21 protein-coding genes are annotated in these 25,338 nt (G+C 51.9%); 7 read left to right on the top strand and 14 right to left on the bottom strand.

Annotated features, from left to right (window positions below):
- Nucleotides 1-3 precede the first annotated feature (3 nt).
- Entirely contained in the window at nucleotides 4-1,107 is a 1,104-nt protein-coding gene (locus H6F57_RS08715; protein WP_190628619.1) for a polysaccharide biosynthesis/export family protein, read from the top strand.
- A gap of 648 nt (nucleotides 1,108-1,755) precedes the next feature.
- On the opposite strand, the gene H6F57_RS08710 is transcribed toward H6F57_RS08715, so the two are convergent.
- Nucleotides 1,756-3,024 (bottom strand): O-antigen ligase family protein, encoded by a 1,269-nt coding sequence (locus tag H6F57_RS08710; RefSeq protein ID WP_190628620.1) that lies wholly within the window; start codon nucleotides 3,022-3,024, stop codon nucleotides 1,756-1,758.
- A gap of 622 nt (nucleotides 3,025-3,646) precedes the next feature.
- Between H6F57_RS08710 and H6F57_RS08705 the strand changes: the two genes are divergently transcribed.
- Nucleotides 3,647-5,446 carry an ATP-binding cassette domain-containing protein gene (locus tag H6F57_RS08705; RefSeq protein WP_190628622.1) on the top strand — a complete coding sequence of 600 codons (1,800 nt, stop codon included), beginning with the start codon at nucleotides 3,647-3,649 and terminating at the stop codon, nucleotides 5,444-5,446.
- A gap of 141 nt (nucleotides 5,447-5,587) precedes the next feature.
- Here the strand turns inward: H6F57_RS08705 and H6F57_RS08700 are convergent, their stop codons facing one another.
- The 9 genes from H6F57_RS08700 to surE form a co-directional block, all read right to left on the bottom strand.
- The gene (locus H6F57_RS08700) at nucleotides 5,588-6,742 is read right to left on the bottom strand and encodes a hypothetical protein (RefSeq protein ID WP_190628624.1); all 1,155 of its coding nucleotides are present in this window, start codon (nucleotides 6,740-6,742) and stop codon (nucleotides 5,588-5,590) included.
- A gap of 71 nt (nucleotides 6,743-6,813) precedes the next feature.
- Nucleotides 6,814-7,557, bottom strand: a complete 744-nt coding sequence (locus H6F57_RS08695; RefSeq protein WP_190628626.1) for a precorrin-2 C(20)-methyltransferase — start codon at nucleotides 7,555-7,557, stop codon at nucleotides 6,814-6,816.
- A 148-nt stretch (nucleotides 7,558-7,705) separates the two neighbouring features.
- A complete protein-coding gene (locus H6F57_RS08690) occupies nucleotides 7,706-9,670 on the bottom strand; it encodes a sodium:proton antiporter (RefSeq protein WP_190628627.1) in 1,965 nt (654 codons plus the stop codon).
- Nucleotides 9,671-9,735: 65 nt separating this feature from the next.
- Nucleotides 9,736-10,785: an MltA domain-containing protein gene (locus tag H6F57_RS08685; protein ID WP_190628836.1), complete on the bottom strand. Its 1,050-nt coding sequence runs from the start codon at nucleotides 10,783-10,785 to the stop codon at nucleotides 9,736-9,738.
- Nucleotides 10,786-10,976: 191 nt separating this feature from the next.
- On the bottom strand, nucleotides 10,977-11,231 hold the full coding sequence (locus tag H6F57_RS08680) for a hypothetical protein (RefSeq protein ID WP_073607332.1): 255 nt from the start codon (nucleotides 11,229-11,231) through the stop codon (nucleotides 10,977-10,979).
- 132 nt (nucleotides 11,232-11,363) lie between these two features.
- A complete protein-coding gene (locus tag H6F57_RS08675) occupies nucleotides 11,364-12,272 on the bottom strand; it encodes a MoxR family ATPase (RefSeq protein ID WP_190628629.1) in 909 nt (302 codons plus the stop codon).
- A 130-nt stretch (nucleotides 12,273-12,402) separates the two neighbouring features.
- Nucleotides 12,403-13,440, bottom strand: coding sequence for a bifunctional riboflavin kinase/FAD synthetase (locus tag H6F57_RS08670; RefSeq protein WP_190628630.1), 1,038 nt, complete (start codon nucleotides 13,438-13,440; stop codon nucleotides 12,403-12,405).
- Nucleotides 13,441-13,523: 83 nt separating this feature from the next.
- The gene (locus H6F57_RS08665; protein WP_190628632.1) at nucleotides 13,524-14,432 is read right to left on the bottom strand and encodes an MBL fold metallo-hydrolase; all 909 of its coding nucleotides are present in this window, start codon (nucleotides 14,430-14,432) and stop codon (nucleotides 13,524-13,526) included.
- A gap of 216 nt (nucleotides 14,433-14,648) precedes the next feature.
- On the bottom strand, nucleotides 14,649-15,485 hold the full coding sequence (gene surE / locus H6F57_RS08660) for a 5'/3'-nucleotidase SurE (RefSeq protein ID WP_190628634.1): 837 nt from the start codon (nucleotides 15,483-15,485) through the stop codon (nucleotides 14,649-14,651).
- A gap of 118 nt (nucleotides 15,486-15,603) precedes the next feature.
- Here surE and pheS point away from each other — a divergent pair, with 118 nt between their 5' ends.
- The 5 genes from pheS to H6F57_RS08635 all read left to right on the top strand — a co-directional run bounded on the left by pheS (nucleotide 15,604) and on the right by H6F57_RS08635 (nucleotide 22,023).
- Nucleotides 15,604-16,605: a phenylalanine--tRNA ligase subunit alpha gene (gene pheS, locus H6F57_RS08655; RefSeq protein ID WP_190628635.1), complete on the top strand. Its 1,002-nt coding sequence runs from the start codon at nucleotides 15,604-15,606 to the stop codon at nucleotides 16,603-16,605.
- Between the two features lie 338 nt (nucleotides 16,606-16,943).
- Entirely contained in the window at nucleotides 16,944-18,182 is a 1,239-nt protein-coding gene (locus H6F57_RS08650; RefSeq protein WP_190628637.1) for a Zn-dependent hydrolase, read from the top strand.
- A 224-nt stretch (nucleotides 18,183-18,406) separates the two neighbouring features.
- Nucleotides 18,407-19,072 carry a peptide-methionine (S)-S-oxide reductase MsrA gene (gene msrA / locus H6F57_RS08645; protein ID WP_190628638.1) on the top strand — a complete coding sequence of 222 codons (666 nt, stop codon included), beginning with the start codon at nucleotides 18,407-18,409 and terminating at the stop codon, nucleotides 19,070-19,072.
- 611 nt (nucleotides 19,073-19,683) lie between these two features.
- Complete coding sequence (locus H6F57_RS08640) at nucleotides 19,684-20,703, top strand: glycosyltransferase (protein ID WP_190628640.1); 1,020 nt, start codon at nucleotides 19,684-19,686, stop codon at nucleotides 20,701-20,703.
- A 72-nt stretch (nucleotides 20,704-20,775) separates the two neighbouring features.
- Nucleotides 20,776-22,023, top strand: coding sequence for a glycosyltransferase family 4 protein (locus tag H6F57_RS08635; RefSeq protein ID WP_190628642.1), 1,248 nt, complete (start codon nucleotides 20,776-20,778; stop codon nucleotides 22,021-22,023).
- Between the two features lie 3 nt (nucleotides 22,024-22,026).
- On the opposite strand, the gene H6F57_RS08630 is transcribed toward H6F57_RS08635, so the two are convergent.
- The 4 genes from H6F57_RS08630 to H6F57_RS08615 all read right to left on the bottom strand — a co-directional run bounded on the left by H6F57_RS08630 (nucleotide 22,027) and on the right by H6F57_RS08615 (nucleotide 25,337).
- Complete coding sequence (locus tag H6F57_RS08630) at nucleotides 22,027-22,494, bottom strand: hypothetical protein (RefSeq protein WP_190628644.1); 468 nt, start codon at nucleotides 22,492-22,494, stop codon at nucleotides 22,027-22,029.
- A gap of 79 nt (nucleotides 22,495-22,573) precedes the next feature.
- Entirely contained in the window at nucleotides 22,574-23,839 is a 1,266-nt protein-coding gene (locus H6F57_RS08625) for an alpha/beta hydrolase (protein WP_190628645.1), read from the bottom strand.
- Nucleotides 23,840-23,874: 35 nt separating this feature from the next.
- Nucleotides 23,875-24,165 carry a hypothetical protein gene (locus tag H6F57_RS08620; protein ID WP_190628647.1) on the bottom strand — a complete coding sequence of 97 codons (291 nt, stop codon included), beginning with the start codon at nucleotides 24,163-24,165 and terminating at the stop codon, nucleotides 23,875-23,877.
- Between the two features lie 128 nt (nucleotides 24,166-24,293).
- Nucleotides 24,294-25,337, bottom strand: coding sequence for an ABC transporter permease (locus H6F57_RS08615; protein ID WP_190628648.1), 1,044 nt, complete (start codon nucleotides 25,335-25,337; stop codon nucleotides 24,294-24,296).
- Nucleotide 25,338: the final 1 nt, after the last annotated feature.

Genomic DNA, 25,338 nt, shown 5'->3' with positions numbered 1-25,338 from the left:
ACTATGAAACTAGATAAACGTTCTATTGCGCTAATTTCGCTCTCAGCTGCATTAGCCCACAATTGTCTATGGGGTGTTGGAGCCGCACATGCTCAACAATCGGTAGAGTTTAATGCTCCGATCATTGATCTGCAAACTTCACAAGCTCCTGGAAACTACATTCTAGGGTCTGGTGACCAAGTTGCTATTGAAGTCTTCGGATATGCTGAATTTACCGGTTCGCGGGTAGTTTTGCCTGATGGTACAATGCCTTTCCCCTTTTTGGGGTCTATTCGCGCAGCAGGAAAAACTGTTGACAACCTGTCCGCAGAAATTACTCAAGGTCTTAATGCCTATCTGGTAAATCCAGTAGTCAATGTTAGCTTAACGGCGCTGCGTCCAGTAGTTGTAGATGTGGCGGGTGAGGTTTATCGTCCTGGGCCTGTACAGCTGAGTAGCTTGACCACGGCCGAAACCCAGCTAGACGTAAACGCCCGAATTACAGCAGCCACAACAACACCGACCTTATCCTCGGCTTTAGTGTCTGCTGGTGGGATACGTCGTACAGCAGACATTCGGTCGGTTATAGTTCGACGACAATTACCAAATGGTCAGGCGCAGGATATTTCTGTCAACCTATGGGATGCAATTGCTAGTGGCGGTCAAGGCAATAATTTGGTCCTTAGAGATGGAGATTCTATCTTTGTACCTAAAGCGCAGCCTGGTGCTGAGATCGATCCGTCTTTAGTAGCCAGTTCAAGTATTGCTCCAGACAATGTTCGAGTGCGTGTTATTGGCGACGGCGTAGTCCAGCCAGGGGAAGTACAGATACAACCAAACAGTTCGGTAGCTGGCGCGATCGCTGCTGCTGGTGGTCCTAATTCTGATGCGGCCCTAGGAGAAGTTCGCTTAGTGCGACTTTCAGAGACAGGGCAAGTTGAAGAACAAAAAGTAGACCTTTCCAGCTTAGTAGACAATTATCAAGTTCAAGATGGAGATGTAATCTTAGTACCTAAAAAAGGCTACCTGGTTGGTATTGACACCGTAAATCGAGCCTTATCCCCAATCTTGGCTCCTTTAGGTGGCATTCTTAACTTCCTAGACTTCATATTCGGTAATGATGACTAAGTGACTATGTTGAAGCAAGGTCTGATTGATGCAAGCTAGATCTATTAATTTATAGATTTTATTGAATCAATTCTGGTGATTGAATTAAAGTCTCTTTATTGCACTCAAACTCCTTGTTTAACCAAGGAGTTCTTTTTTTGCGTTTGATATTTGCAAAGGCTATGTATAGAGAAACCTTCAAGCCATCCTCTCACCTCTTCTGAAAAAGGAGGTGTAACCAAAAAACTATAGTCCGTAGCATAATATCCAGGTTTCGCATTCTATCAGCCAAGCAACACAGACAACCCAAGCTTAACTGTCGAAAAGTCAGACTATTCAATCAACACACGATTTTTCTTTCCATACCGCTATCAAGAATGCCAGCTCTGGACTTTTACCGTGAGTACACTAATAAATTGTTAAAGCGTTGGAAAAAACTATCAAAATTAAGATGAGCTAATATGTCTTCAATGCCAGTTCGTTAAATCGTTGTAAGCATAATAGGCACAAGTATTTGTTGGCCAATATGCCGTAACAAGGTTTTGAGTAGTTATAATATCAGCCTCTTTTCAACAACAGTCTAATAAAAAGGTATCACACAGTAAACTGCATGATACCTACAATACATACGCTAAAAAACCTAAGGCTCTAAGGCCACATAGGGACGCTCTAGTCTTTGGATGCAAGAACCTTTGGACTTAAAGAAAAAGCTAAGACAATTAAAAAGACCCAATACAGGGTAGTCAGGCGAGCCAGATAACTTTCAAAAGTATTGAACAAAACAAGCATTGATAGAAGCAAAAGAGGCCATAAGTAAGCCGCTTCTTTCCGGGCATAGGCAATCCTTGCTGCCCTTACATAAGTCATAAACCACGTGACGCAAAAGAAAAAGAAACCTATCAAACCAACATCAAGAATGATATCCAAGAATCCGTTGTGCGCATGTGGTGGGACGTGATAGGCAAAAGATTCAAAACCAGTTGTTAAAGTTGGTGAGCCCCAAAAAACACCTCTCCCATACCCAAGGTATGGACTGTCTGGAATTTTTGAGTCTATTACAAGTTGCCATATGAGCGTTCGGGCAGACAGTGTAGGGTCTTTATCAAAGAAATCTAAAATATCGATCCAGTTATAAAATAAAATGTAGAAGAATCCACATGAAATAAGCACAAACAAAGCGCCTAATAAAACGGATCGTTTACCCAGCCAAGCAAAGCGACGATAAAAAATTGTCAAAACTAACCCTATAAAAGAAAGAGCTAATGCTGTAACTGAACTGCTCACAAGCAACCCTGCAACACATCCCCCAAGAAGTATGAGTGCCCATCGCTGCTTCTCTCTAGCATAGTTGGCTAGCATATAAAGAGCTATAAGCGTCATGGTTGAGTGTGCACCAAACTCATTTTTTTGAGCGAAAACACCTTTCCAGCTGCCAATAAATGGACCCGCAGTATGACGCCCTACTCCTGGCATGGCGATCGCCAAGGCCACACTCTCTAAAAAAATTATGACTAAAACCCATAAAACTATCTTAAATTGCTGCTCTAACGTAAATCTAGAAGCAATATAAAGACTCAAAAGAAACATGGGAAGAAATTCTTTCCAGATAGCATCTATCGTGATTGACGGATCATAAGACCATAAAAAGGATATGGAAGTAATAAAAATCAAAGCTAATGCCCATTTGTTGCTAAGAGCTGTTTTCAGGGTTTCAATAGGGCGAAGCGACAGCAATAGCAGAACAATTGCATAGGTAGCATATCGAAGCAACGTAGTTATTGGCGTAGGAATAACAGAAGTTTCGGCCAGATCTGCTCCGAATCCAAAAGCTCCACCGAAAAAAAGTAGATAAAAAATTGCAAAGCATGTCTCCGCAAAGTCAATCTGTTTTCCAGATACTACGGTGTTACCGTTAAGGGTAAGTTTTTGAGCTTGCATGGCATTAAGTGCTTGAACAAAAAAGCGGGAACAAATGTTAGCGTTTTACGTGGCTATACCACCACAAGGCTTTTTAAAGCTCTACTGAATTCAATTATATTTGATGTAGGCAAGTGATGCCCTTTTTCTGGATCTGCCTTATATAGAGATGAATACTTGATGAAATCTCACTATTGCAAGGCTTAGCCGGTATAGAACTGTACAGCTTATGGCACAGTTTCCTCTCTGGTAATCGCCTTTTTGGGCGAATTTCATTTGTGAGGACGAGAAATAACCTGAACGGGCTTTCTCCCGTAATCTGAGATTCGTGCGGAAAATCTTCTGATGATGGAGTTATAGGAATGGAAGATGACATGAAGCTTTCTTAAAGTGTTCTTCTGCCATCATGAATAATTTGCTTTGCTAAATCTTATTCTCACATTATATGGGTACTATAGTATGGGATAGGGCGATCGAAGTACTGATTGCCAAAAGCTACTAACAATTGATGCTAATTAGGTAAACACGTAACGGTTAAGCAATAGAGCATTTGTTCTGCCCAATAGTAGGGTGAAAGGTTTGTAAGGTGCTTTTGCTCAGCTAATTTGACTAGGGCATTTAGCAGTTTTTTGGGAGAGAAAAGGTGGGTTACTTTCAGAAATTTCTTTATGTTTTTTCCGGGCATCAGCGACAACTGATCTGGCTGGTTAGTATTTTCCTTCTCACATCTGTTCTAGAGGCCTTTGGTATAGGCTTGATCGGCCCTTTCTTGAATTTGGCCGGTGACCCAGGAAAGGTGGTTCGAGAAAGTGATATCTTTGGCAGAATTTATCAAGCCTTTAGATTTAGCAGTTTAGAAAAGCTCGTTCTTTGGTTTGGAATATTTATTATTGTAATATTTTTAATTAAAGGAGCCATTTATTTTCTAAGCAAGCGTTATTCGTATAAGGTTCTTTTTGACCAAAGAGCTGCTGTTCAAGAGCGCCTTTTTAACACGTATTTGCTTGCTCCTTACGATTTCCATTTGACAAGGAATACTGCAGATTACATCAACAAAATAACGAATGAGACGCACCGATTCTGCTTTATGGTTTCTTTGCCGATGGTGGAGTCAGTCTCTCATATTATTGTGGTTGCCACACTTTTAGTGTTAATGGCAAAAACTAATGTTTTATTGCTGACGGTTTCGTTGGCTGCTCTCCTACCCGCTTTTGTAGTCTTTTCTTTCTTGGTGAAGCGACTGAAACAGTGGGGAAAATTGTCGACCATTGCTCGGGAAGAAACCATTAAGGCTGTCAACCATGGGTTAGGAGGCATTAAGGAAACGCGAGTTTTTGGTTGCGAAGATTATTTTCGCAAAGAACTAGAAGATCATGTCCATGAAGAAGCCCGAGTAGAGATTCTCTTCCAGAGCGCTCAGTTTGTACCACGAACAATGATTGAGACGCTGTTGATAACAGCCATCGTTGGATTTGTCTGTGTCTCTCAATTACTTATTGGGCAAGATTTTCAAGCGGCGATCGCTAGCATGGGTGTATTTGCCGTTGCTTCTTTGAGATTGATTCCGGCGGCCAGTAACTTGGCAGAATGTATTGGTAAGTTGCGGAACTCTGCTCATAGCTTGGACACGATGTATTTAGACCTTAAGGAAATTGAGAATAACGAGTTCAGCAAGTACAATAATCCTTCTCCGATCACTAGCTCTCCCTATATTCCTGACAAAAAGTATTCCGCCAACTTTTCTGAAAAACTGCAGATTTCTGATATCTTTTACCAATATCCTAGTTCTCCTAAGCCTTCTCTAGCGGGTGTCTCAATGGAGATTAAGCGAGGAGAGTCTATTGGGCTCATAGGTCAATCAGGGGCAGGGAAAACGACCCTAGTGGATGTTATTTTAAGCCTACTGGTTCCTCAGAGCGGCGATATTTTTCTCGATGGAAAGTCGATTTACAGTGATCTGTCAAGCTGGAGAAAGCTAGTTGGTTACATACCTCAGTCTATCTTTTTGACTGATGACACTATTGAGAAAAACATTGCTTTTGGGGTTTCGAAAGCTGAGATTGATAGTGAACGTTTGTGGTATGCAATCAAAGCCGCGCAGCTTGAAGAATTGGTTCAAGACTTGCCAAACGGCATTGACACCGAAGTAGGTGAGCGTGGGGTGCGTCTCTCAGGCGGGCAACGCCAGCGCATTGGCATTGCCCGTGCACTTTATCACCAGAGAGAGATTCTCGTACTAGACGAAGCGACTTCTGCTCTAGATAATGAAACAGAACGATTGATTAGTGAATCGATCAGAGCTTTAGCGGGCTCTAAAACTCTAATTATCATTGCCCACCGGTTGTCAACAATTGAACACTGCGATCGCATCTATGTCCTCGAAAAAGGTACAGTAGCGCGATCTGGAACCTATGCTGATGTCGTTCTTGCTCCTCAAAAATAGATAAATGCTTGTTGACAACCACCAGGGAGATTCACTTAATCTCCCTGGTGGTTGTCAATTCGGTGATTGAGCGCTGAGGATCAATTCCAATAGCTCAACGAGCACTGTCATTCTGCAAATCAGTCAAAGCCTATTAAAGACTCACTCAGCTGTTGAGTTATTGAATTCTTCTGATGCACCCGTACGCGATTGTAGGAGAGCCTCACGACTTATGCAGTTTTGATCGTCGTATTCTACTTCTACAGTGACTTGATACGAAGTATTGACTGCCAACGCGCTGTCGTCGGTACTTTGTTGCTGAAGGTTTTGAATTGCCTGTTCAGCGGCTTGGTTTAAGAATGGGTAACCTGTACTTTTGAGTACTGTTGTCCATAATTCAACACTGTCGCTAGTTTCACCGGGTAATCCGACTACCCCTAATAGCCCATCGGCAGGCTCAGGAGATAGGCAGAGTCGACCGCTGTAGGGAACTTTGAGAACAATGGGATCAGAAGCTTCGGTGACCCCATCTCCTAATTTTTCTTGAACTGATTGCAGCCAGGCCGCCTTGGCAATTTCAACCTCACTGGCGCTGGTTTGAGCATCGTTAAACTCTACCCGAGCTAACAGTTCACTAGCTTGCTCGTTTTCTTGTCCTTCTGATGGAGCGGCCGGGTTTGTAGGTTCTAGCGGAATACTGCTGGCATTGGTGCTTTCTCCATTGCCCTGATTTAGTTCTAAATCAGCAGCACTACTTTCGGTTGTATCTTCTGGAGCAGTAACGGTTGGCGTTGAAGCACCTTGGGATGCAGGATCGCTAGCGGGAGGCCCAGCAGGCCGCCGGATCGTGCCTCTATTGGGCGAGGCGGGAAAAGGGGTACGGCGGGGAGATAGCGTTATAGAGGAACGGCCAGGGGAGGTATAGGGTGAGATGCCTGAAGGAAAGGGCCTAGAGGGCAACCTAGGGGCAGGAATCGCCAAGGACGCACCAAAGTCTGAACCGGGATCAAGGGGTAGGCTGTTGCCTGAGGGGGGAAACAGACTAAATAAATCATCTTCGCCGTCCAAAGAGTAGGCGGGGGTTGAAAAGTCGGGCAGACGATTTTGCTCCTCAGGGGTTAGCTCAATCAACGGAACCCGCCGCTCTTCTGAATCTGAATCGCTTTCTCCCATGGCAGTGGCGCTTAGGCTGGAAAAGGAGGGGCCAGCAGCAAACAACACTACGTGAAATCCCAATGACAATAGCGCTGCTATCCACTGGGGTTGACGGGCGGTTTTGATCAGTTGGTTTAGCCTGGGCGCGTTAGGTGAATTCATGCCGTACCGTGCTGTTTGCGATCGCTATGATGTATTGACTTGACCCTGTAAACCTGAGTTCCTAGCCATCTCTAGGGTAGCGGATTTGCCCCCGACCTTATGACCATAAGCGAAAAGTACGGTAGCTCTAGACAGGGGTAGGCCGTCAGAGGGCGATAGACCATTTGGGTGGGCTGAGTGGCATTGACGATGACCCAGCTGTGCTCTAAGAGATACCGTTGCTGTAGCAACTGCCAAATCTGGTTGTACACAGACCCCACCTTGAGCAGCACCACGACATCAGCCCAGGCCAAAATAGCGTCCAGCTCATCCACCGTATAAAGAGCAGGCAGTACTACCAGTTTGTCTGACTGCACCGTGAGCGGTAATCCAAGGGCGCTGACCGCTGCCATTGGGGAGCAAATGCCAGGAATGCGCTTGATTTGTGCGGCTGGGTACCGACGCTCTAGGCTTAAGGCCAGGTAGTTGAAGGTGCCGTAAAAGCTGAGATCGCCTTCACAGGCAAACACCACGTTTTGTCCTTGGCTCAGACACTGCCAAACGCGATCGCCTGCTTGCTGCCAAGCGCTAGTGAGCTGATCTGAGTCGAAAATGTAGGGAAAATCGAGCGGTAGGAGCTGTTGCTGACCCAGGTGGGGCGCAATGATTGTCTGAGCCACACCGGGTCGACCGCTGCGCCCCTGGGGAAAGGCTACAACATCGGCCGTCTGAAGACACTTAAGCGCTTTGAGCGTAATTAAGTCGGGGTCTCCGGGGCCAACGCCGATGCCAGTAAGCGTACCTGGCGCTGAAACATGAATCGGGTTGGAAGCCATAAAGTTGATGCAGGTGAAGACTGGAGTGCCGTCGCGTCAGGAGAATCCGGCTTATCTAGAAACGGAAATTTCGCAGCAGGGATAGCAACCCTCGTTAGGCCTAAGCGCTGGTCAACGATGTACCCACAGCAGAATTAGAGTCTGCTGATTAGGGGATGGCTCCATCTGACAAAGCTGACCTTTCAGAGACGAGCGCTACTGCTATAGCGGTTTCTGCTAAAGGATCTTTTGGTGCTGGGGGCACGGCCTCGACCATGGGCAATGTTTCTAGGGTGAGCCGAGTTGGCTGAATGCCGCCTGCAAGCTGTTTGAGCAGTTTGGGTTTGGAGTCATGCCAGAGGTAAATCATGCGATCGCCCACTTCCCAGCGTTCCTGCCCCAGGGCAACTCGGAGTGCATCGTCGCGCTCTACCAGTAGAGGTACCATGGCACCGTTGTCTATCAGCGTAGCCAGGTGAGCCTGTTGAAGCTCACTATTCTCCTGCCGTAGCCAAGTCTCGCCTAGGCGCACCTCCCCATCGGTGAGGTAAGTATTCCACTGCTTTAGGGCGAGGCGAGGTGTCTGTGCCCCCTTTAGCTGCCCCTGATTGGGCAGCTCACTTAAGCTCTTCTCCTGAGGCACCACCGCTACCACCCGGGCCGGTTGAAATTCCTCCAGCGCTCGCTGCGCTACCACAGCATTAACTTCGCCATTTTTTGTCATAGCTAAAAAGGTGCCAGCTTTATCTAGACCCGCCCGTTCCAAAACATCGCGATCGAGGGCGCTGCTAATTAAAAGCTCAATGCCTTCCTTTTTGGCGGCATTGCAGGCGGCATCGTTAGTGTCAATGATGACTACCGGGTCGCCGTATTCCTTAATTAGACGGGCGATTAACAAACTGAGTGGGCTGCACCCAACAATTACGGCCCCTACCGCAGCCGCCTTAGTAATGCCCAACCAACCGGCTACGAACCGAGCGGTAAGCCCCTGCACCATCACCGTCATAATGATGGTGAGAAACACCAGAGCCTTGATCGCCTCCCCTCCGCTGATGCCCCGCTCAGTCAGCAAAATAGCAAATAGAGAGGCTACCGAGGCCGACACAATGCCACGGGGGGCAACCCAGCCCAGAAATAGCTTTTGGCGCCAGTTCAAATCGCTGGATCGGGTGCATAGCCAGACGTTCACTGGACGTACCACCACCATCAGCACTAGCACTGTCAAAACTGCTCCCTGGCCCAGGGCAAACACACTGGCAATTGACAGGTCTGCCGCCAGCAAAATAAACAGTACCGACACCGCCAGCACTGTCAGCTGGCCCTTAAACCGACGCAGCAGCCGCTCGTCGGGCACCGACAGCCAGCGCACCATCATGCCTGCTACTACGGTGGTCATCAGCCCCGCCTCGCTACGAATGCTCTGGGCCAGCCCAAACAGCCCCCACAGCCCTGCCAGCACAGTGAGGTTGCGCAGATCTTCTCCTAAAAAGCTAGCCTGCTTCAGCAAAAGACCCATCAGGCCACCGCCTACTAAGCCAATTAGCGTGCCGATGCTCAGTCGCAAAATCAGGCCGCCAACCACCGTAGTGGGGTCGGCATCCCCGTTGAGAATAATGTCGAGCACCACCACCGCTAAGATGGCCCCAATCGGATCAATCAGCACGCCTTCACCCTCTAGCAGGGTTGCTACCTTGCGATCGACCGCCACCTGGCGCAGCAGAGGCCCGATTACAGTCGGGCCAGTCACCACTACCAGCGAAGCGTAAAGAAATGCCAGCGACCAGGGAAACTCTCCCAGCCAGTGGGCTGCCATACCACCGCCAATCAGGGTGACAAAGATACCGATAGTAACCAGGTTGCGCAGACTGTTGGAAACCTGGCCGAGTTCACTTAACTCTAGGCTTAACCCGCCCTCAAAGAGAATTAGCGCTACGCTGAGGGCCACAATTACCTCTAGCCCAATTCCTAAATCTTGAGGATGGAGTAACCCAATGCCATCTGGTCCCAAACCAATGCCAAACAGCAGCAGAAAAATAATGCTGGGTACCCTGGCGATCTCTCCGATGACCTGCGCAGTAACTCCGGCCAGCACCGTGAGTACAATCTGTAGGGTGAGGGCAAAGGAAGTATCCATAGGCCTATAGGGTAACACCCTGCCTGCAGCAAACTCGAAGGAACAGCGATAGAAGCACTGCTCTCTCAAGGACGCAGCAGCAGGTAATATAAGTGCCCTGACGTGTTGATACGTCCAGCTAGCTCCCCAGCTTGGCTGCCCGATCCCACATACAAATCGACCCGTCCAGGGCCTTGAATGGCCCCGCCTGTATCTTGGTCAAGTACCAGGCGCGTGGTGGGTTGGCTGCCCCAGTCGCCCTGGGGTGTTTGCTGAGGTAATGACAGCTGAATAGCCGCGATCGCCCCCGGCGGCATTAATGATTTGTCGGTAGCGATCGAATAGCCAGCTGTCACCGGCACACTCAGGCTGCCCGAAGGCGGCCCGTCACTGCCCTCACGAAAAAAGATAAACCGCTCATTTTGGGGCAAGTAGTGATTCAGCTCTTCAGGATGAGCCTCAAAGTAGGCCAACAGATTTGGCAGCGACAGATTGTTTGGGTCGATTTTGCCGTCGTCGACTAGGGCACGACCAATGCTGGTGTAGGGATATTCGGTTCGTCCCGCATAGCCCACCGACATAACTTGACCGTCGGTGAGTTGCAGTTTGGCCGAACCCTGCACCTGTACCAGAAACGCTTCTAGGCGATTGGCTAACCACACCAGCTCTAAGCCAGCGAGAGCACCCTGTCCACCGGCCAAGCCATCTGCGCCCTCTAGCTCTAGGCGAGTGGGGTGGGGCTGAGGCCAAGTATCTAAGGTCGGGGGGCGACGGTAGAGAGGGTAACGGTACTCGGCGGTAGGAACCGCGCTGGCCCGGTACTGAGGCTCAAAGTAGCCGGTGTAGGCGACGGTGCCCCTGCCGTCAGCTCCAACCGATTCGTAAAGGACAAATTCTTGCCTGAGGGCTGCCTGAAAAGCCTGATTACTGGGGCTAGTCGCGACTAGCTGCCGCAGTCGTTGCAGACTGCGCCACACGCGATCGCGCGTAATGCTCGGCACCGGATAAGCCTGATAATCTGCTGCCGCCTTGGGTGTAGCCAAGTAGGTAAGGCTATGGTTAATCGCTTGGATCAAGGCTTGGCGGTCATCGGGCAGCACAAGTTCAGCCCATAGAGGGCTCTCCCTATCTCCCATGAATGGCGTCAGAGGCAGAGCCGCCGAGGGTTGAGCATCAGTGGGAAGATCTGCAACGAAGAGACCTTGAGCTTCACCGCTCTCAGCCGCCAGTGCGAACAGTCCGCCGCTTTGCCCAACCAAACAGGCTACCGTTGCCACACCTGCTGTCAGCAACAGAGTATTTGTGCTTGCTCTAACCCAACCAGCCATTAATACCGCTCAACGCTAGAGCTAAACACCGGCTCCACCCGAATCGCACTGACGCGGGACGGACGAATGACCATGTATTCGCCAGGATTGACCTTAGGCAGGGGCACCGTAATGAACTCATCGGAGGTGGCCTTGGGCATCAATTCGCCGCTATACCACTTTTGAAAATCTTGAATGGAAGAGAAGCGTACCTCTTCGTGGTGGCCGCCATCCAACAGCATGTGAATGATGTACTCGCTGGGCGTTCTTGGCATAGGAAATTGCGATCCTTCAGTTCACCGCCCCTATTATGGGCTGTTTGGCTATAAAAACTACCATTCTCTCCAGGGGAATTTTGTTTGCCCTGTCAATGCAAAAGCTGCACGTCGCTCTGGATAAGCACGGTTTTAGGGAATTGGCGTGGCTTCGAGCAGGTCAGCCACTAGCCGCTGAGCCCGATGGTGGCCAGCCGGAATCAGGCGATGGGCCAACACGTGAGGGGCCAATTGCTTAGCATCGTCAGGGATAGCATAGCTGCGCCCTTCTAAGTAAGCCAAGGCTTGAATCGCTTTGTAAAACGCTACTGAGCCCCGAGGGCTGACCCCGAGGGTAATGTCGCTGTTGGTGCGGGTGGCCCGTACGAGGTCGAGAACATAGCGCTGTAGCGACTCTTCCACCGTCACCCGGGCACATTCTGCCCGCAGAGCCATGACCTCATCTAGGGTGATGCAAGGTTGAATGTCGTGGGGAGAGGCTCCACCCCCAAGGCGCTGGAGCATGCGCAGCTCTTCACTCTCGGTGGGGTAGCCGAGGCTAAAGGAGAGAGCAAATCGATCCATTTGGGCTTCGGGGAGAGGAAAGGTGCCCTGGTATTCCACCGGGTTTTGGGTTGCAATCACAAAAAATGGGGCGGGCACTGGGCGGGACAAGCCGTCTAGAGTCACCTGGTGCTCTTCCATCACCTCTAATAGTGCCGACTGGGTGCGAGGGGTCGCTCGGTTAATTTCGTCAGCCAGCAAAATGTTTGTAAACACCGGTCCTGGCATGAACTGAAACTCGCCGCTGTTGGGATTCCAGATGTTGGTGCCGGTCACGTCGGTGGGTAAAAGGTCGGGAGTGCACTGAATGCGCTGAAATCGACCATCGATACAACGGGCTAGGGATTTAGCTAGTAGAGTCTTACCGACCCCCGGCACATCCTCAAGCAGAGCATGCCCCCCCGAAAACAGCGCTACTAGCACCAGCCGAATGGAGTCTGATTTGCCGACGATGGTTTTATCTAAATTTTGAACTAGCGTTTCGATCCGCTCGCGCATGCTGGTGACCCCTGCTATACCAAGTCCGGCTGGCAACTGCGGTTTACCTGTAGGAAACCTCTGACCTCTGGACATGACTTAATTGTATTTAGGCCTATGATGCCCCGATCGCGCCCCAACTGCCTACCGGCTATCGCGCCAGTTCTCTTAGCGCTTGCTGGCAGTCACGCTGAATTTGAGTCTTGAGATCGTCAAGACTGCCAAATTTTTGCTCGGGCCGCAGAAAACTATGGAGAGATACCTCCAAGGTTTTGTCGTAGAGGTCGCCCTCCCAGTTGAGCAGGTGTACTTCAGCGGTGAGTGCTGCTCCCTTCACCGTGGGACGGGTGCCCAGGTTCATAATCGCCGGTACAAGGGGATAGGGGGTCTGGGTTGCCCCATGCACCCACACGCTGTATACCCCAGTTTGGGGCAAAAACTTCTCGGCAGGCAGGTGTAGATTCGCGGTAGGAAACCCAATCGTACGCCCCAACTGCTGCCCCTTTACCACCCGACCGACCAAACTGTAGGGCCGCCCCAGCAGGGCCTTGACCGTATCGAGATCGGTTTTTGCTAAGGCCTGGCGAATGCGAGAGCTGCTAATGCGATCGGCACCTAAATCGACAACGGGAGCAATGTGCACCTGAACCCCGTAGCGGGCAGCTAGAGCTTTCAGGTCGTCTACCGTGCCCTGACGTTTCTTGCCAAAGCAAAAGTCTTTGCCTACGCTGATGTGCTGTACCCGCAAATACTTTATTAGCAACGTTTCCACAAAGTCTTCCGGCGACAGGTTGGCTAAGGTTTGGTCAAAGGGCAATAGCACCAGCTGATCAATGCCCAAGCGGCTGATCTGGGCAGCTTTTTCAGGTAGAGGTGTCAGTAGTGACCGAGCTTTTCCCGCAAAAAACTCCTGCGGATGCGGGAAAAACGTCATCACAGTAGGAATAGGGGTCGCTGCCGACTGAGAGTTCGCGGTTGGAAAGCTGATTTGACCTCTCTGGCGATGGCTCAACCCTCGCAACGACGATTCAGGTAGCTGCGGGTTGACGTGGGGCTCGCCCTGCCCCTGAGCTCCTAAGGGCACCACTGAACGAATGACGGCCTGATGCCCCAAATGGACACCGTCAAAGTTTCCCAAGGCGATCGCCGTTGGAGTAATAGCTGTTGTAAGCGAAGACGTGATCCACACGCTTTACATTTTTACACAGACTGTTGGGCTCAACCTAGCCGAGAAGTAATTCAGCTGATGCAAGGTTCGAGATGGTCTAAGGGTCAGGAGTAATTCCCTAAAGCTTTCGTACCAATGGCTTTCGACGGCAGAGTAGCGCGGGCGGCAGTCAGATCAAGCACCATACCTTCTTTGGCAACCACTGCCCCAGGGAATGCTGCCTTGGTCTCGACCGCTATCTGATCCATAAAGTCGTCGTCGTGGGCGGGGTCATGGTGAAAAATAACTAAGGTCTTGACCCCAGCCGCCTTGGCGAGCTTGACTGCCTCCTGCCAAGTGGAGTGGCCCCAGCTTACTTTGCTCGATTTGGGGTCGTGGTACTCGTCGTCGGTATAGGTGGAGTCGTAGATCATGACGTCAGCATTGCGGGCCAGCCACACGGCGTTGTCATCCAGACGGTCTGGGTAGTGCTCGGTATCGGTAATGTAGGCCGCCACCTGATTTTGCCAAGTAACCCGGTAGCCTACCGCTTCGCCGGGGTGATTGAGCAGAGCGTTTTCGATGGTGATGTCACCCATATGCAGGGTTTCACCCACTTCGATGTCGCAGAATTTAAGGTCGGCCCCCATCACCTGGAGCGGCACCGGAAAGTTAGGGTGCAGCATTTGGTCGTTGAGGCGCTGCTCAATGGTGGAGCCGTTGGGAGCGATCGCACCGTAGATATTAAACCGGTTGCCCCGCACAAAGGCCGGGACAAAGAAGGGAAAGCCTTGGATATGGTCCCAGTGGGAGTGGGTAAAGAACATGTTGGCCTCGACGGGCATTTCGGCCAGCAGTGACAGACCCAGCTCTCGCAAACCGGTACCCCCGTCAAAGATTAGGCGATGTCCCCCGATCAACATCTCGACACAGGAGGTATTGCCGCCGTAGCGCACCGTAGACGGCCCTGGGCAAGCAATGCTCCCACGCACGCCCCAAAATCGGACTAAAAATTGCTCAGTAAGCTCAGCCATGAATCTCTCGGGGATGGGAAAGCATGGAATATCAGGCTAGAAAAAGAAATGTGCCTTGGGGCAGAGCACAACCTGAGATTTCTTCAATAGTAATAAACTCTAACCAAGATGATTAGGGTGGAGCGCCCCCTTACCTATAAGACCTCAGCGGGCTATATAGATGCCTTAGGCTTAGTCTGCCCCGAAGCGCCGTGAGATTTCGCTGCAAACTATATTTTACTCTACTTGCTCTGGCAGTAGCGGCCGCTTACCCTGGGCTAAATCTAACAGATCGCCTACGGCAGTCAGGTTATATTGCAGTGGCGTAACTGAGATGTAGCGATCGCGAATAGCCTGCACATCGGTAGGGATAGCCACCATAGCCTGGGTCAAATCAGGGGGCCAGCCTTGGTTAGGCAGGGGATCTTCGATGTCTTCGACGGCTTCTCCCGCTAGCCAGTAGTAAGTTTTGCCCCGAGGGTCGAGGCGTTTTTCAAACTGGTCGAAATAGCGGCGAATGCCCTGGCGAGTAATTTTGGCCCCCTTAATTTTCGCTGCCGTTACCGCCGGCACGTTGACGTTGAGCAGCATGGGGCGCTCTAGGGGGAAACGCTCGCGATCGCCCAGCAGATCGCGAATAAAGTCGGCAGCGGGGGCAAAACTGCCTTGGGTGAAGCTGGTCAGACTAACGGCGATCGCAGGAATGCCCTCCATTACCCCCTCCATCGCCGCCGACACCGTACCGGAATAGACCACATCAGTGCCTAGATTAGCGCCGTGGTTGATGCCCGAGACCACGACCTCTGGGGGCGTTGCCATCAGCGCCCCTAGGGCTAACTTGACGCAGTCGGCAGGAGTGCCAGAGCAACTCCAGGCCTCAATGTCATCCTGAAACACCGACTCGATCATCTCAGCGCGAATTGGCTTATGCATTGTGAGCCCATGGCCTGTGGCGGAACGCTCGCGATCGGGGCACACCACTGTGACCTTGTGCCCCGCTGCCGATAGGGTAGAGGCTAGGGTGCGCATACCCAGGGCAAAAATGCCGTCGTCGTTGCTGATGAGAATATTCATGACTGTTCCCCCGCCACACTAAAATAATCAAAGCCCAACGCTAGCCTAGAGTGCCAAGGTATTGCCCAGAGCTGGCCGGACTAGCCTCCCTATATTGTTGTTGCACCATATACGCAGAATGACCGTCGCACCCACCTCGCTCGAAACCGACCTAATGGCCATGAAGGAGGCCGCCCAGAGCGCGATCGCCGCCGCCGCCACCCTAGACGAACTAGAACAGCTGCGGATTGGCTACCTGGGCAAAAAGGGCCAGCTCTCTAAGGTGCTGGGAGGCATGGGCAAACTCTCTGCCGAAGATCGTCCCCGCATCGGTGCATTGGCCAACGAAGTTAAAGAACTCATTCAAACCCAGCTCGATCAGGGCAAAAGTGCTCTAGAGACCGCTCGCATTGAGGCCCAGCTAGCTACCGAGACCCTGGATGTCACTATGCCCGGCATCTTCCAGTCCCAGGGCCGCATTCACCCCATCAACAGCATCATCGATCGCATCGTCGATATTTTTGTGGGCTTGGGCTATACCGTCGCCGACGGTCCCGAAATTGAGATTGATTACTATAACTTCGAAGCCCTCAACTTTCTGCCCGACCACCCGGCCCGCGATATGCAGGACACGCTGTACCTGCCCAATGGCCATCTGATGCGCACCCACACCTCTAACACCCAAATCCGCTACATGCAGGCCAACGAGCCGCCGCTGCGGGCCGTTGCTATTGGTCGCTGCTATCGCCGCGACACCGTGGATGCCACCCACGCCGCCGTGTTTCACCAGATTGAGTTCTTCGCGGTAGACACTGACATTACCTTTACCGACCTGCGAGGCACTATCAAGGTGTTTTTAGAGGCACTTTATGGCGAGATTCCCTTACGGTTTCGGCCTAGCTTCTTCCCGTTCACTGAGCCCTCCGCCGAGGTAGATGTAGAGTGGCAAGGCAAATGGCTAGAGGTACTGGGCTGCGGCATGATCGACCCTAACGTGCTGAAATCCGTCGGTTACGACCCTGAGATTTACAGCGGCTTCGCAGCAGGACTAGGGGTTGAGCGCCTGGCCATGGTTCAGCATCAGATTGATGACATTCGCCGCCTCTACACTAGCGACCTGCGGTTTTTGCAGCAGTTCTAAACTAGCTGCTAAATCATGGCTTAACTGAGGGCAATCTAGGGGCAGCCACACCAAGAGCTTAGTAGCGAAGATGTCCTCAACTGAGAAATCTAGCTGCTTAGATGGCGGCTACTCTTATACCTCGGATACAGCGCTGAGATCTAGCTAATCGCTGCTATCAAGGCTTCATTGCTCCCTTGTGACCCTCGTTTTGCAGAAAGTTCTCTCCAAACAAAACCCTGCCAAAACCTTGTATACAATAGACTGTATACAGAGGCGTCACGGTTTATGATGGTCTGTAACGTTTTCTGGAGTCAAACGTTTCATCTTTTCACTGAACTCCTCCTAACTGAATACCCATGGCTCGTCTACAAACCCTCAGCATCAACGGCAAACGCCTCAATCAAAGCATTGACGACCTAGCTCAAATTGGGCGGCTCAACAACGGCGGCATTTGTCGGCTGGCTTTTAGCTCAGAAGATTTTCAGGGACGTGAGCTGGTGCGACGATGGATGGTAGAAGCAGGTTTGAGTACTTGTATTGATACCGCTGGCAACTTGATTGGTCGCCGCAGTGGTCGCACCAACGCTCCAGCGATCGCCACCGGGTCTCATATCGATACGGTGCCCTGTGGCGGCAGATTTGACGGCAACCTAGGTGTGCTAGCGGGGATTGAAGTGGCCCGCACCCTTCAGGAAAACAACATCTCCCTCGACCACCCCTTTGAGGTGATTATCTTTGCCGACGAAGAAGACACCATGGTTGGAGGGCGTGCCATGGCCGGCACCGCCTCGCTCGATGCTGCTGACTACCATCGCAAAGACGGTCGACCCATTGACGAGTGCGTCAACGCAGCCGGGGGCAATTGGGATCAACTCTCTCTCTCTAAGCGCACTCGTGATGATATCTGTGCCTTCGTCGAACTCCATGTTGAGCAGGGCGGGGTATTAGAAACAGCTCAAAAACAAATTGGTGTGGTGCAGGGCATAGTAGGTATGCAGCGCTACCAAATCCACGTCACTGGGCGGCCTAACCACGCTGGCACCACCCCAATGGATCAGCGCCAGGATGCTTTGGTAGCCGCCGCACAGATCGTGCTAGTGGTGAATCGTCTGGGCAATCGCCCCCCGAAGCAGCAGGTCGCTACGGTGGGGGCGTTGCAGGTATGGCCCAACGCTGACAACATCGTGCCGGGGCAGGTACAGTGCAGCATCGACGTGCGCGACCTAAACCAGTACGTCATCAATGACCTGATCGACGATCTGAAAGAAGAACTGCGGCTGATTGCTCAAAATACCGGCACCCACATTGAGATTGTGCCTCAGCTCAATGTGGCTCCCAGTCCAGCAGCCGAGCATATTCAAGCTGTTATTGCTGAGGTAAGCAACAACCTGGGCTTGAGCCATATGCCGATGCCCAGCCGTGCTGGACATGATGCCCTTGAAATGGGTCGCTTTACCGACATGGGTATGATTTTTGTGCCCAGCGAAGGCGGTTTCAGCCACTCCGAGGTGGAATACACTACCCCCGAAGAGTGCATCAACGGAGCCAACGTGCTTCTAGAAACGGTGCTGCGGCTGGATCGTCACTATCACTAAGCCCTCAGGGACGCTGGCGAAGCCAGTGCTAGGATTAGCGGTTTGTCTAATCTGCAAGAATTCATTAGTGCCTGAACCGCAAAGGTTTGGGCATTTTTTGATTGGACTGCGATCGCTCATCTCCCCCGATCTCGATGGTCCAAGAGCGCACCCGCTCTCAGGAAACACCAAGGTGTTGACGCTATAGTTGAATTAGTTCTTCTACACAAACTGCAATAATTCCTATGGTTTTCTTCGGTTTAGGCAAAGGCAAAAAGTCAGAGATGCCCGCTCCTAACGAGGCGCTGCCGGGTCGAGCTACAGCAATGTCTGTGCCCGAAAAGCACCATGTCAACGGCAACCGCTTGGCCCCTCCTTTCCCAGCCGGTATGGAGTTGGCTCTTTTTGGCATGGGCTGCTTTTGGGGAGCCGAGCGCAAGTTTTGGCAGCTCGAAGGTGTTTACTCTACGTCAGTGGGTTATGCCGCTGGCTACACCCCCAACCCTACCTATCAGGAGGTGTGTTCCGGGATGACTGGCCACAACGAGGTGGTGCAGGTTGTATTTGACCCAAAGGTAATCAGCTATGAGCAAGTTCTTAAGACCTTTTGGGAAAATCACAACCCTACCCAGGGCATGCGCCAGGGCAACGATGCAGGCACCCAGTATCGCTCGGGCATCTATGTGTACTCTGAGGCCCAGCTCCAGCTAGCAGAAGCCTCTAAACAGGCGTATGAGGTTGCGCTCAAGGCTGCCGGCTATGGCCCCATTACTACTGAGATTTTGGAAGCTTTGGAGTATTACTATGCTGAGGACTACCACCAGCAGTATCTAGCTAAAAATCCAGGTGGCTATTGCGGCTTGGGGGGCACTAGTGTGGCTTGCCCAGTAGGTGTAGCAGTAGAGCACTAGAGCTATATCAAGCGGCTCATTCTTGACTTAAATCACCCCTAATCATGTGTGGCTGGGAAAACATGCCGGCGCCTACATGATTAGGGCCTTTGGGCAAACTACACCCAAGCAAGCCCTAGTTCTAACATTAGAATTTAGGGGCTGTTGATTGGACATCTCAGGAATGCTTAAACTCTTAAAAAAGTTTACTGGAGCTCTGTCACGGATGAGTCCCTTACGAGCTATTTAATTAATCACTTAAAGTTTCTACTGCCAGAATTGATTTCTATTTAAGAATAAGCCTTTAGTTCTATCATTTAATCAAGGAGATAGGCACAAGGTAAGCGGTCTTAAAAGATGCTTCACAAAAGCAAAGCATTGCTTTTCTAAGCAGTGCTTAACTCTATCAATGCGCTCCAATTGAAGCACACAAATTTTTGCTTTTTCTTCCTCTGCTGGGAATCTCCATCTTGAAACGTTAAACTTATCTATTTCTGAAGCAAATTTAAACTTTGGCTTTAACTAGCAGTCTTAATGAAGTCTTAGTAAATTTTTTAGCATTGAGCTCGGAATCTTATGTATAAGCCTGTATTTTTTAACTTGAGCTTTAGTCGTTAATTCTCTCGTTAGACATGCATCAGATTGGCGTTGTGACTATTGGCCGCAATGAAGGTGAGCGTCTAGTTCGCTGTCTCAGGTCTCTGCAGGACAACGTGCCGTTGGGCAGCCCCATTGTCTATGTAGACTCAGGCTCTACCGACGGCAGCGTGGCTAAAGCCCGCGAAATGGGTATTCATGTTGTCGAGCTCGATATGTCTGTGCCGTTTACTATGGCACGGGGGCGCAACACGGGCTTTCGGTACTTAGTCGAGAACTTCCCCCAGCTTACCTACGTGCAGTTTGTCGATGGCGACTGCGAGCTCCTGCCTAACTGGATAGATGCAGCTGTGAGGGTTCTAGAGAGCAACACTACCCTCGCCATTGTCTGTGGGCGACGACGCGAGCGATTTCCTGATGCCTCTCCCTACAATCGCTTGGCTGACATAGAGTGGAACACACCCGTGGGTGAGACCCGAGCCTGTGGGGGCGACATGCTGGCTCGCATAGAGGCCATTAAAGCGGTGGACGGCTACAACCCCAAGATGATCTGCGGGGAAGAGCCGGAGATGTGCATTCGCCTCAGACGGAAAGGCTGGAGAATAGAGCGCATTGCCACCGACATGACCCTGCACGATGCGGCTATGACCCGCTTTGGTCAGTGGTGGAAGCGATCGATTCGCGGCGGCTGGGCCGTTGCCGAAGGCAAAGCTATGTATGGTCAACCACCTGAGTCATACATGGTTAAGGAGGACAAAAGTGGTTGGCTATGGGGGGCAATTGTTCCAGCGCTGACCCTTGGCCTAGCCTGGCCTACGCACGGGCTAAGTCTCTTGCTGTTGCTGGGCTACCCGGTTTTGGGATGGAAGATTTATAAATATCGCCACAGTCAAGGCGATGAGGCTAGCAACGCTCGGTTGTATGCATTTTTCTGTACTGTCTCAAAACTTCCTCAGGTGCTTGGGCAAGGCCGATACTGGATCAACCGCTGGCGCAACAAGCCAGCTACGCTGATTGAGTATAAGCCTGTTCCAGTGACAAGCCCAGAGTCTTAGAAAGAGTTCTAAGAACCGTTATTTTCTCTAGTTTCTCCTTATTTTTTATCTCTAGTAATGGCGAGAAGCCCCATGCGCATTGCCTATTTTACCGGTACCTATCCTAGAGCTACAGACACGTTTATTCAGCGCGAGGTTGTGGGGCTTAGAGACCTGGGGTTGGAGGTCTTCACCTTTGCGGTACGCCGCCCCGGCGATGAGAATATCGTAGGCCCTGAGCAGGCTGCGGAGCGATCGCAAACCAGCTACCTGCTGCCCTTCAATTTGGGGCTAATGATCAAGGCCCATCTAACATTGCTGTTTGGTAACCCGAGCCGCTACTTTAGCAGCGTTAAGTTGGCTTGGGCTACGAGCCAGCCTGGGCTAAAGGGTTTCCTCTACCAGCTAATCTATTTTTTGGAGGCGGGCAGCTTAGCTCACCTTATTACCACCCAAAACATTACCCATCTGCACAACCACATCGCTAGCTCCAGCTGTACGGTAGCGATGTTGGCCGCCGAATTGGGTGGGTTTACCTTTAGCTTTACGATGCACGGGCCTCACATCTTTTTTGAACCCTATCGATGGCGGGTGGATGAAAAGATTAAGCACGCCAAGTTCGTGGCCTGCATCAGCCATTTCTGCCGCAGTCAAGGCATGATTTTCTCGCGTCCTGATCAGTGGGACAAATTACGAATCGTGCACTGCGGGGTTGATCCCAGTTTGTTTGAAACAGTAACCCATCAAGGGGTAGGTAAGCGTCTGCTCTATGTGGGTAGATTAGCGGCTGAAAAAGGGTTGCCGGTTCTGCTAGAAGGGTTGACGGAGCTCATCAGCCTTGAACCTGACGTGATTTTAACCGTTGTTGGAGACGGCAGCGATCGGGCGTTATTGGAGCAGCAGGTGAGCGACTTAGGGTTGCAGAACCACGTGCGTTTTTTGGGCTATCAATCTCAGTCGGCTGTGAGAGAACATCTCAAGAACACGGACATATTTGTGCTGCCCAGCTTTGCTGAAGGCATCCCAGTTGTGCTGATGGAGGCGATGGCGGCGGGTGTTGCGGTGGTCGCTACCCAGGTCGCTGGGGTGAGTGAACTGGTGCATTCAGGGGTGAACGGCTACGTAGTGCCGCCGGGCGATCGCCAAGCCCTAGCAGAGTGCATTAGTTTTTTGATGAAGGATGCCGGCACCCGCAATCGTCTGGGCGTTGCAGCTAGAACCAAGGTCGAGCAAGAATTTAACGCTTTGACAGAGGTTGAGAAACTCTACCAACTCTTTACTGGAGAAGCCTATGGGCAGGCAGACGCAGCGGTCAAAGCTGACACCAGTGCCGTTGTCTAAGGGCTAACCTGGGTTTCCTGGCTCATCCTCGCGCGCTGTCAAGAGCGGAATTGCTTGCCACTTAGGCTTCTCTCCGTTCTTGATACTAACTGGCTCTAGCAGCAGCCACTGGTCTTTGGTTGCGCCCCGCTGGAGATAGACATCAAACTCTCGGGTCTGGCTCCGCTGGGCGTTGGTTAGGCTGCCTCCCTTAAGGTGATAAGTTCCGGCAACTTCTACGGCGGGCTGCCCAGCAAGCTCAGTCCAGTGATGGTCGGTAATGCGAATGCGGCTCACCTGAGTTCGATCGGTGGCAGCGGCGGCAAACTGTCGGTAAAGAACGGCCTGAGTTTGAGAGAGTTTTTGGGCGATTGCCCCCTCAACTACTGCCCTCGGCGGCCTGGGGTTAATCAGTCCACACCCTAAAAGCGACAGGCAAAGCACTCCGATTAAAACCCATCGGATTGGCCGAATTGACGCCAGTGTGACCATCAAGCATGCCTCAGTTGAACCCACTCTCTTCAGGCTACTGCCTTACGTCCCTAGGAGAAATGGGTTGAGGCTGAAAGGACTATGGGTTGGGCCGCAGCGCCCAGGCTAAAAACCGCTCTGTATAGTACAGGGCAATTTGGTTGCTGGGGCCGCGAAACACGGCATCAAAGGCATGTTCGGCCCAGGGGATGGCGATTAGGGCCACTTGATTGCCGCTAGCGTGGAGTTGTTCGTACAACTGCTGACCGTAGCTAGGTTTCACCACATGGTCGCGCTGACCGTAGATCAGCAACGTTGGCGGCAGCCCTGGCCTGACGGAGAATATCGGTGAGGCCTGCTGGTAAAGCTCGGGGAATTGCGCGGGAGAACCGCCCAAAAAGGCGTCTAATACGGCGCGAGTATCAATGGGGTCGGGCACGGGTGGGTCGTAGTAACCTGCCGACAGGTTGACCGGGCCGTAATAGTTGACCACAGCCCGGATCGGCAATCCTACGGCTTGATAGGCGGCCAGCATGGCCAGATGGGCTCCGGCAGACCACCCCACTAGGGCAATACGGCTGAGGTCAATGTCGTAGTTTAGGGCGCGATCGCCAACCCATTCCAGAGCTGTCTGCACATCCTCAAGCTGAGTGGGGAAGCGGTACTCAGGCGCGTGGCGATAGTCGATGGCCACGACCGTATAGCCCTGGGCCGCCATATAGATGCTAAACCGGGCCGTTGCGGCAGGTTCTCCACGTTGCCAAGCGCCACCGTAGATGGTGATGATGGCAGGGTGCAGGTCTGGCTGGGTAGGAGATCTGGGCGGCTGGTAAATGTCTAAGGCCAGAGTAGCACCGTCCGGGGTTAAGACAGTCTGGCGCTGTGGCTCGATGGTCAACGATCGGCCCTCAGGGGCCATCGCAGGCTCTGGCAGCCCCCAAATCAAATCCCCCAGGACAAAGGGGCGCGATCGCAGCAAGGGCTGCACCTGAGCCGGAATTTGGCTGCTGTAGTTTACTCCCAAGGCTTTTTGCATTTGGGGTTCCGCTCGCCGCACAGTGGCAGGCAGTTGCAGCAGGGGCAGGCTGCTCAGCACCAGGCCGGTAGCACTAAATCCTAGGATTAGGAGCCACACAAAACTGCGCGATCGCTCCCGATTTTTTACCTTCGCCCCCCGCAGCACCAACGCCAGCGCTAGCACTATTCCCTGGCCCAGCAGCAAAAATGGGCTGACCTCTGGAGCCCCCACGCCTAGGGGCAAGAGAAAGAAGGTTGGTGCTGGAACAACAATCCAGAGGCTTAGAAACAGGGCGATCGCAGCGCAAGCCGCGATCGCCCAATCAATCAGTTGCCACAGAACTACCATGCAGAGGCTAACCGTCCACTGTGTTGTCTTTGCCCCTAGATTCTAGGACGCCCAACCAAAAGCCGATTCAGCAGCGCCAGCACAAGGGTAAAAATGGTGGCTCCGATAATCGACCAGATGATTGGAAAAGACTGCCCGCCAATTTGCAGGGCAAACAACTCTGGCAATCCCAAATTGCGAGCAATTAACACGCCCAGGTACGACCCAACAAAGCCCACTACTATCGAGGTTAGGCATCCCCCCGCTGTATAGCCTGCCAGCGATTGGCCAATGCCACCACAGATAGCCGCCACAACTAACAAGACCAGTAGCTCAATGAGTCCCATAAACCTACCTCCTGCCTCAACAGTCAGCAGCATACTTGGGAGATGGCCGAATGACACCTAGCACAAGACACAGCTTTTAAAGAAGTTGTACAGCGGCAGAGCCGTTGACGATCTAGCTCATTGGCCTGTTACTGCTTCAAGGTTCGTGGATCTAGCGCATCGCGCAGGCCGTCGCCTAGCAAGTTAAACGCCAAGGACGTCACCACAATTAGGATGGCTGGAGGCCACACCAGCCAGGGCTGGAGAACGAGAATGGACGCATTCGTCGCTAGAGTGAGCATGTTGCCCCAGGAAGCGTCGGGCTGCTGAATACCCAACCCAATAAAACTCAGCACCGCCTCGGCCAAAATAAAGCCAGGAATTGCTAACGTGGCGGCAATAATACCGTAGGTAGCGGTTTGGGGCAGAATGTGGCGAGTGATGATGTAGAGCGATCGCCCGCCCATGACCCGGCTGGCCTGCACAAACTCCTGCTCTTTAATCGACAACACTTGACCGCGAATGACCCGCGCCAGCCCGGCCCAGCCCACCAGCGACGTGATCAGCACAATCAGCAAAAACCGCTGGGTGCTGGAAATGCCCGCAGGCAGCACCGCCGCTAGGGCTACCAGCAGATAGATGCTGGGGATGGTCATTAACACCTCCACCAGGCGCATCAACACGGCATCGACTGCACCGCCAAAATACCCAGCCATGCCGCCCACCAGCATGCCCAGCGGGAATGAAATTGCAATGCCGATTAGCCCCACGCTGAGGCTAACCCGGCTGCCGTAGATCAGTCGACTTAACTGGTCGCGGGCCTGCTCATCAGTGCCTAGTAGGTTGATGCGGGCGGGCCCAGCGGTATCAAACAAAGTCAGTCGCTCTTCATCGTTGCGATGAAAGATGCGAAGGGCAGAAGGCTGGGTGCGATCGACGACAATTTTGCGTTCCCCAGTGTTGATATCTACCGGCCCCTGGGTGGTGGGGTAAACGTGGGGAAAGAACCGCCCCGTTCCGGCATCGCGCCAGTACACCTGGGTAGGGGGCAGCAGCGACCCATTGAGCTGAGACTCATAGGGACTGTAGGGGGCAAAAAAATCGGCCCCCAAGGCTATGGCATACAGGGCGATCAGCAAGATCGCCCCAAGCTGAGCTAAACGATTCGTTCTAAGCTTGCGCCACCAGGTCATA

Source organism: Leptolyngbya sp. FACHB-60 (genome assembly GCF_014695775.1).
GTDB lineage: Bacteria > Cyanobacteriota > Cyanobacteriia > Phormidesmidales > Phormidesmidaceae > Nodosilinea.
Note: the sequence above shows the minus strand (reverse complement) of the source record. Positions and strands in the feature narration are given on the sequence as shown.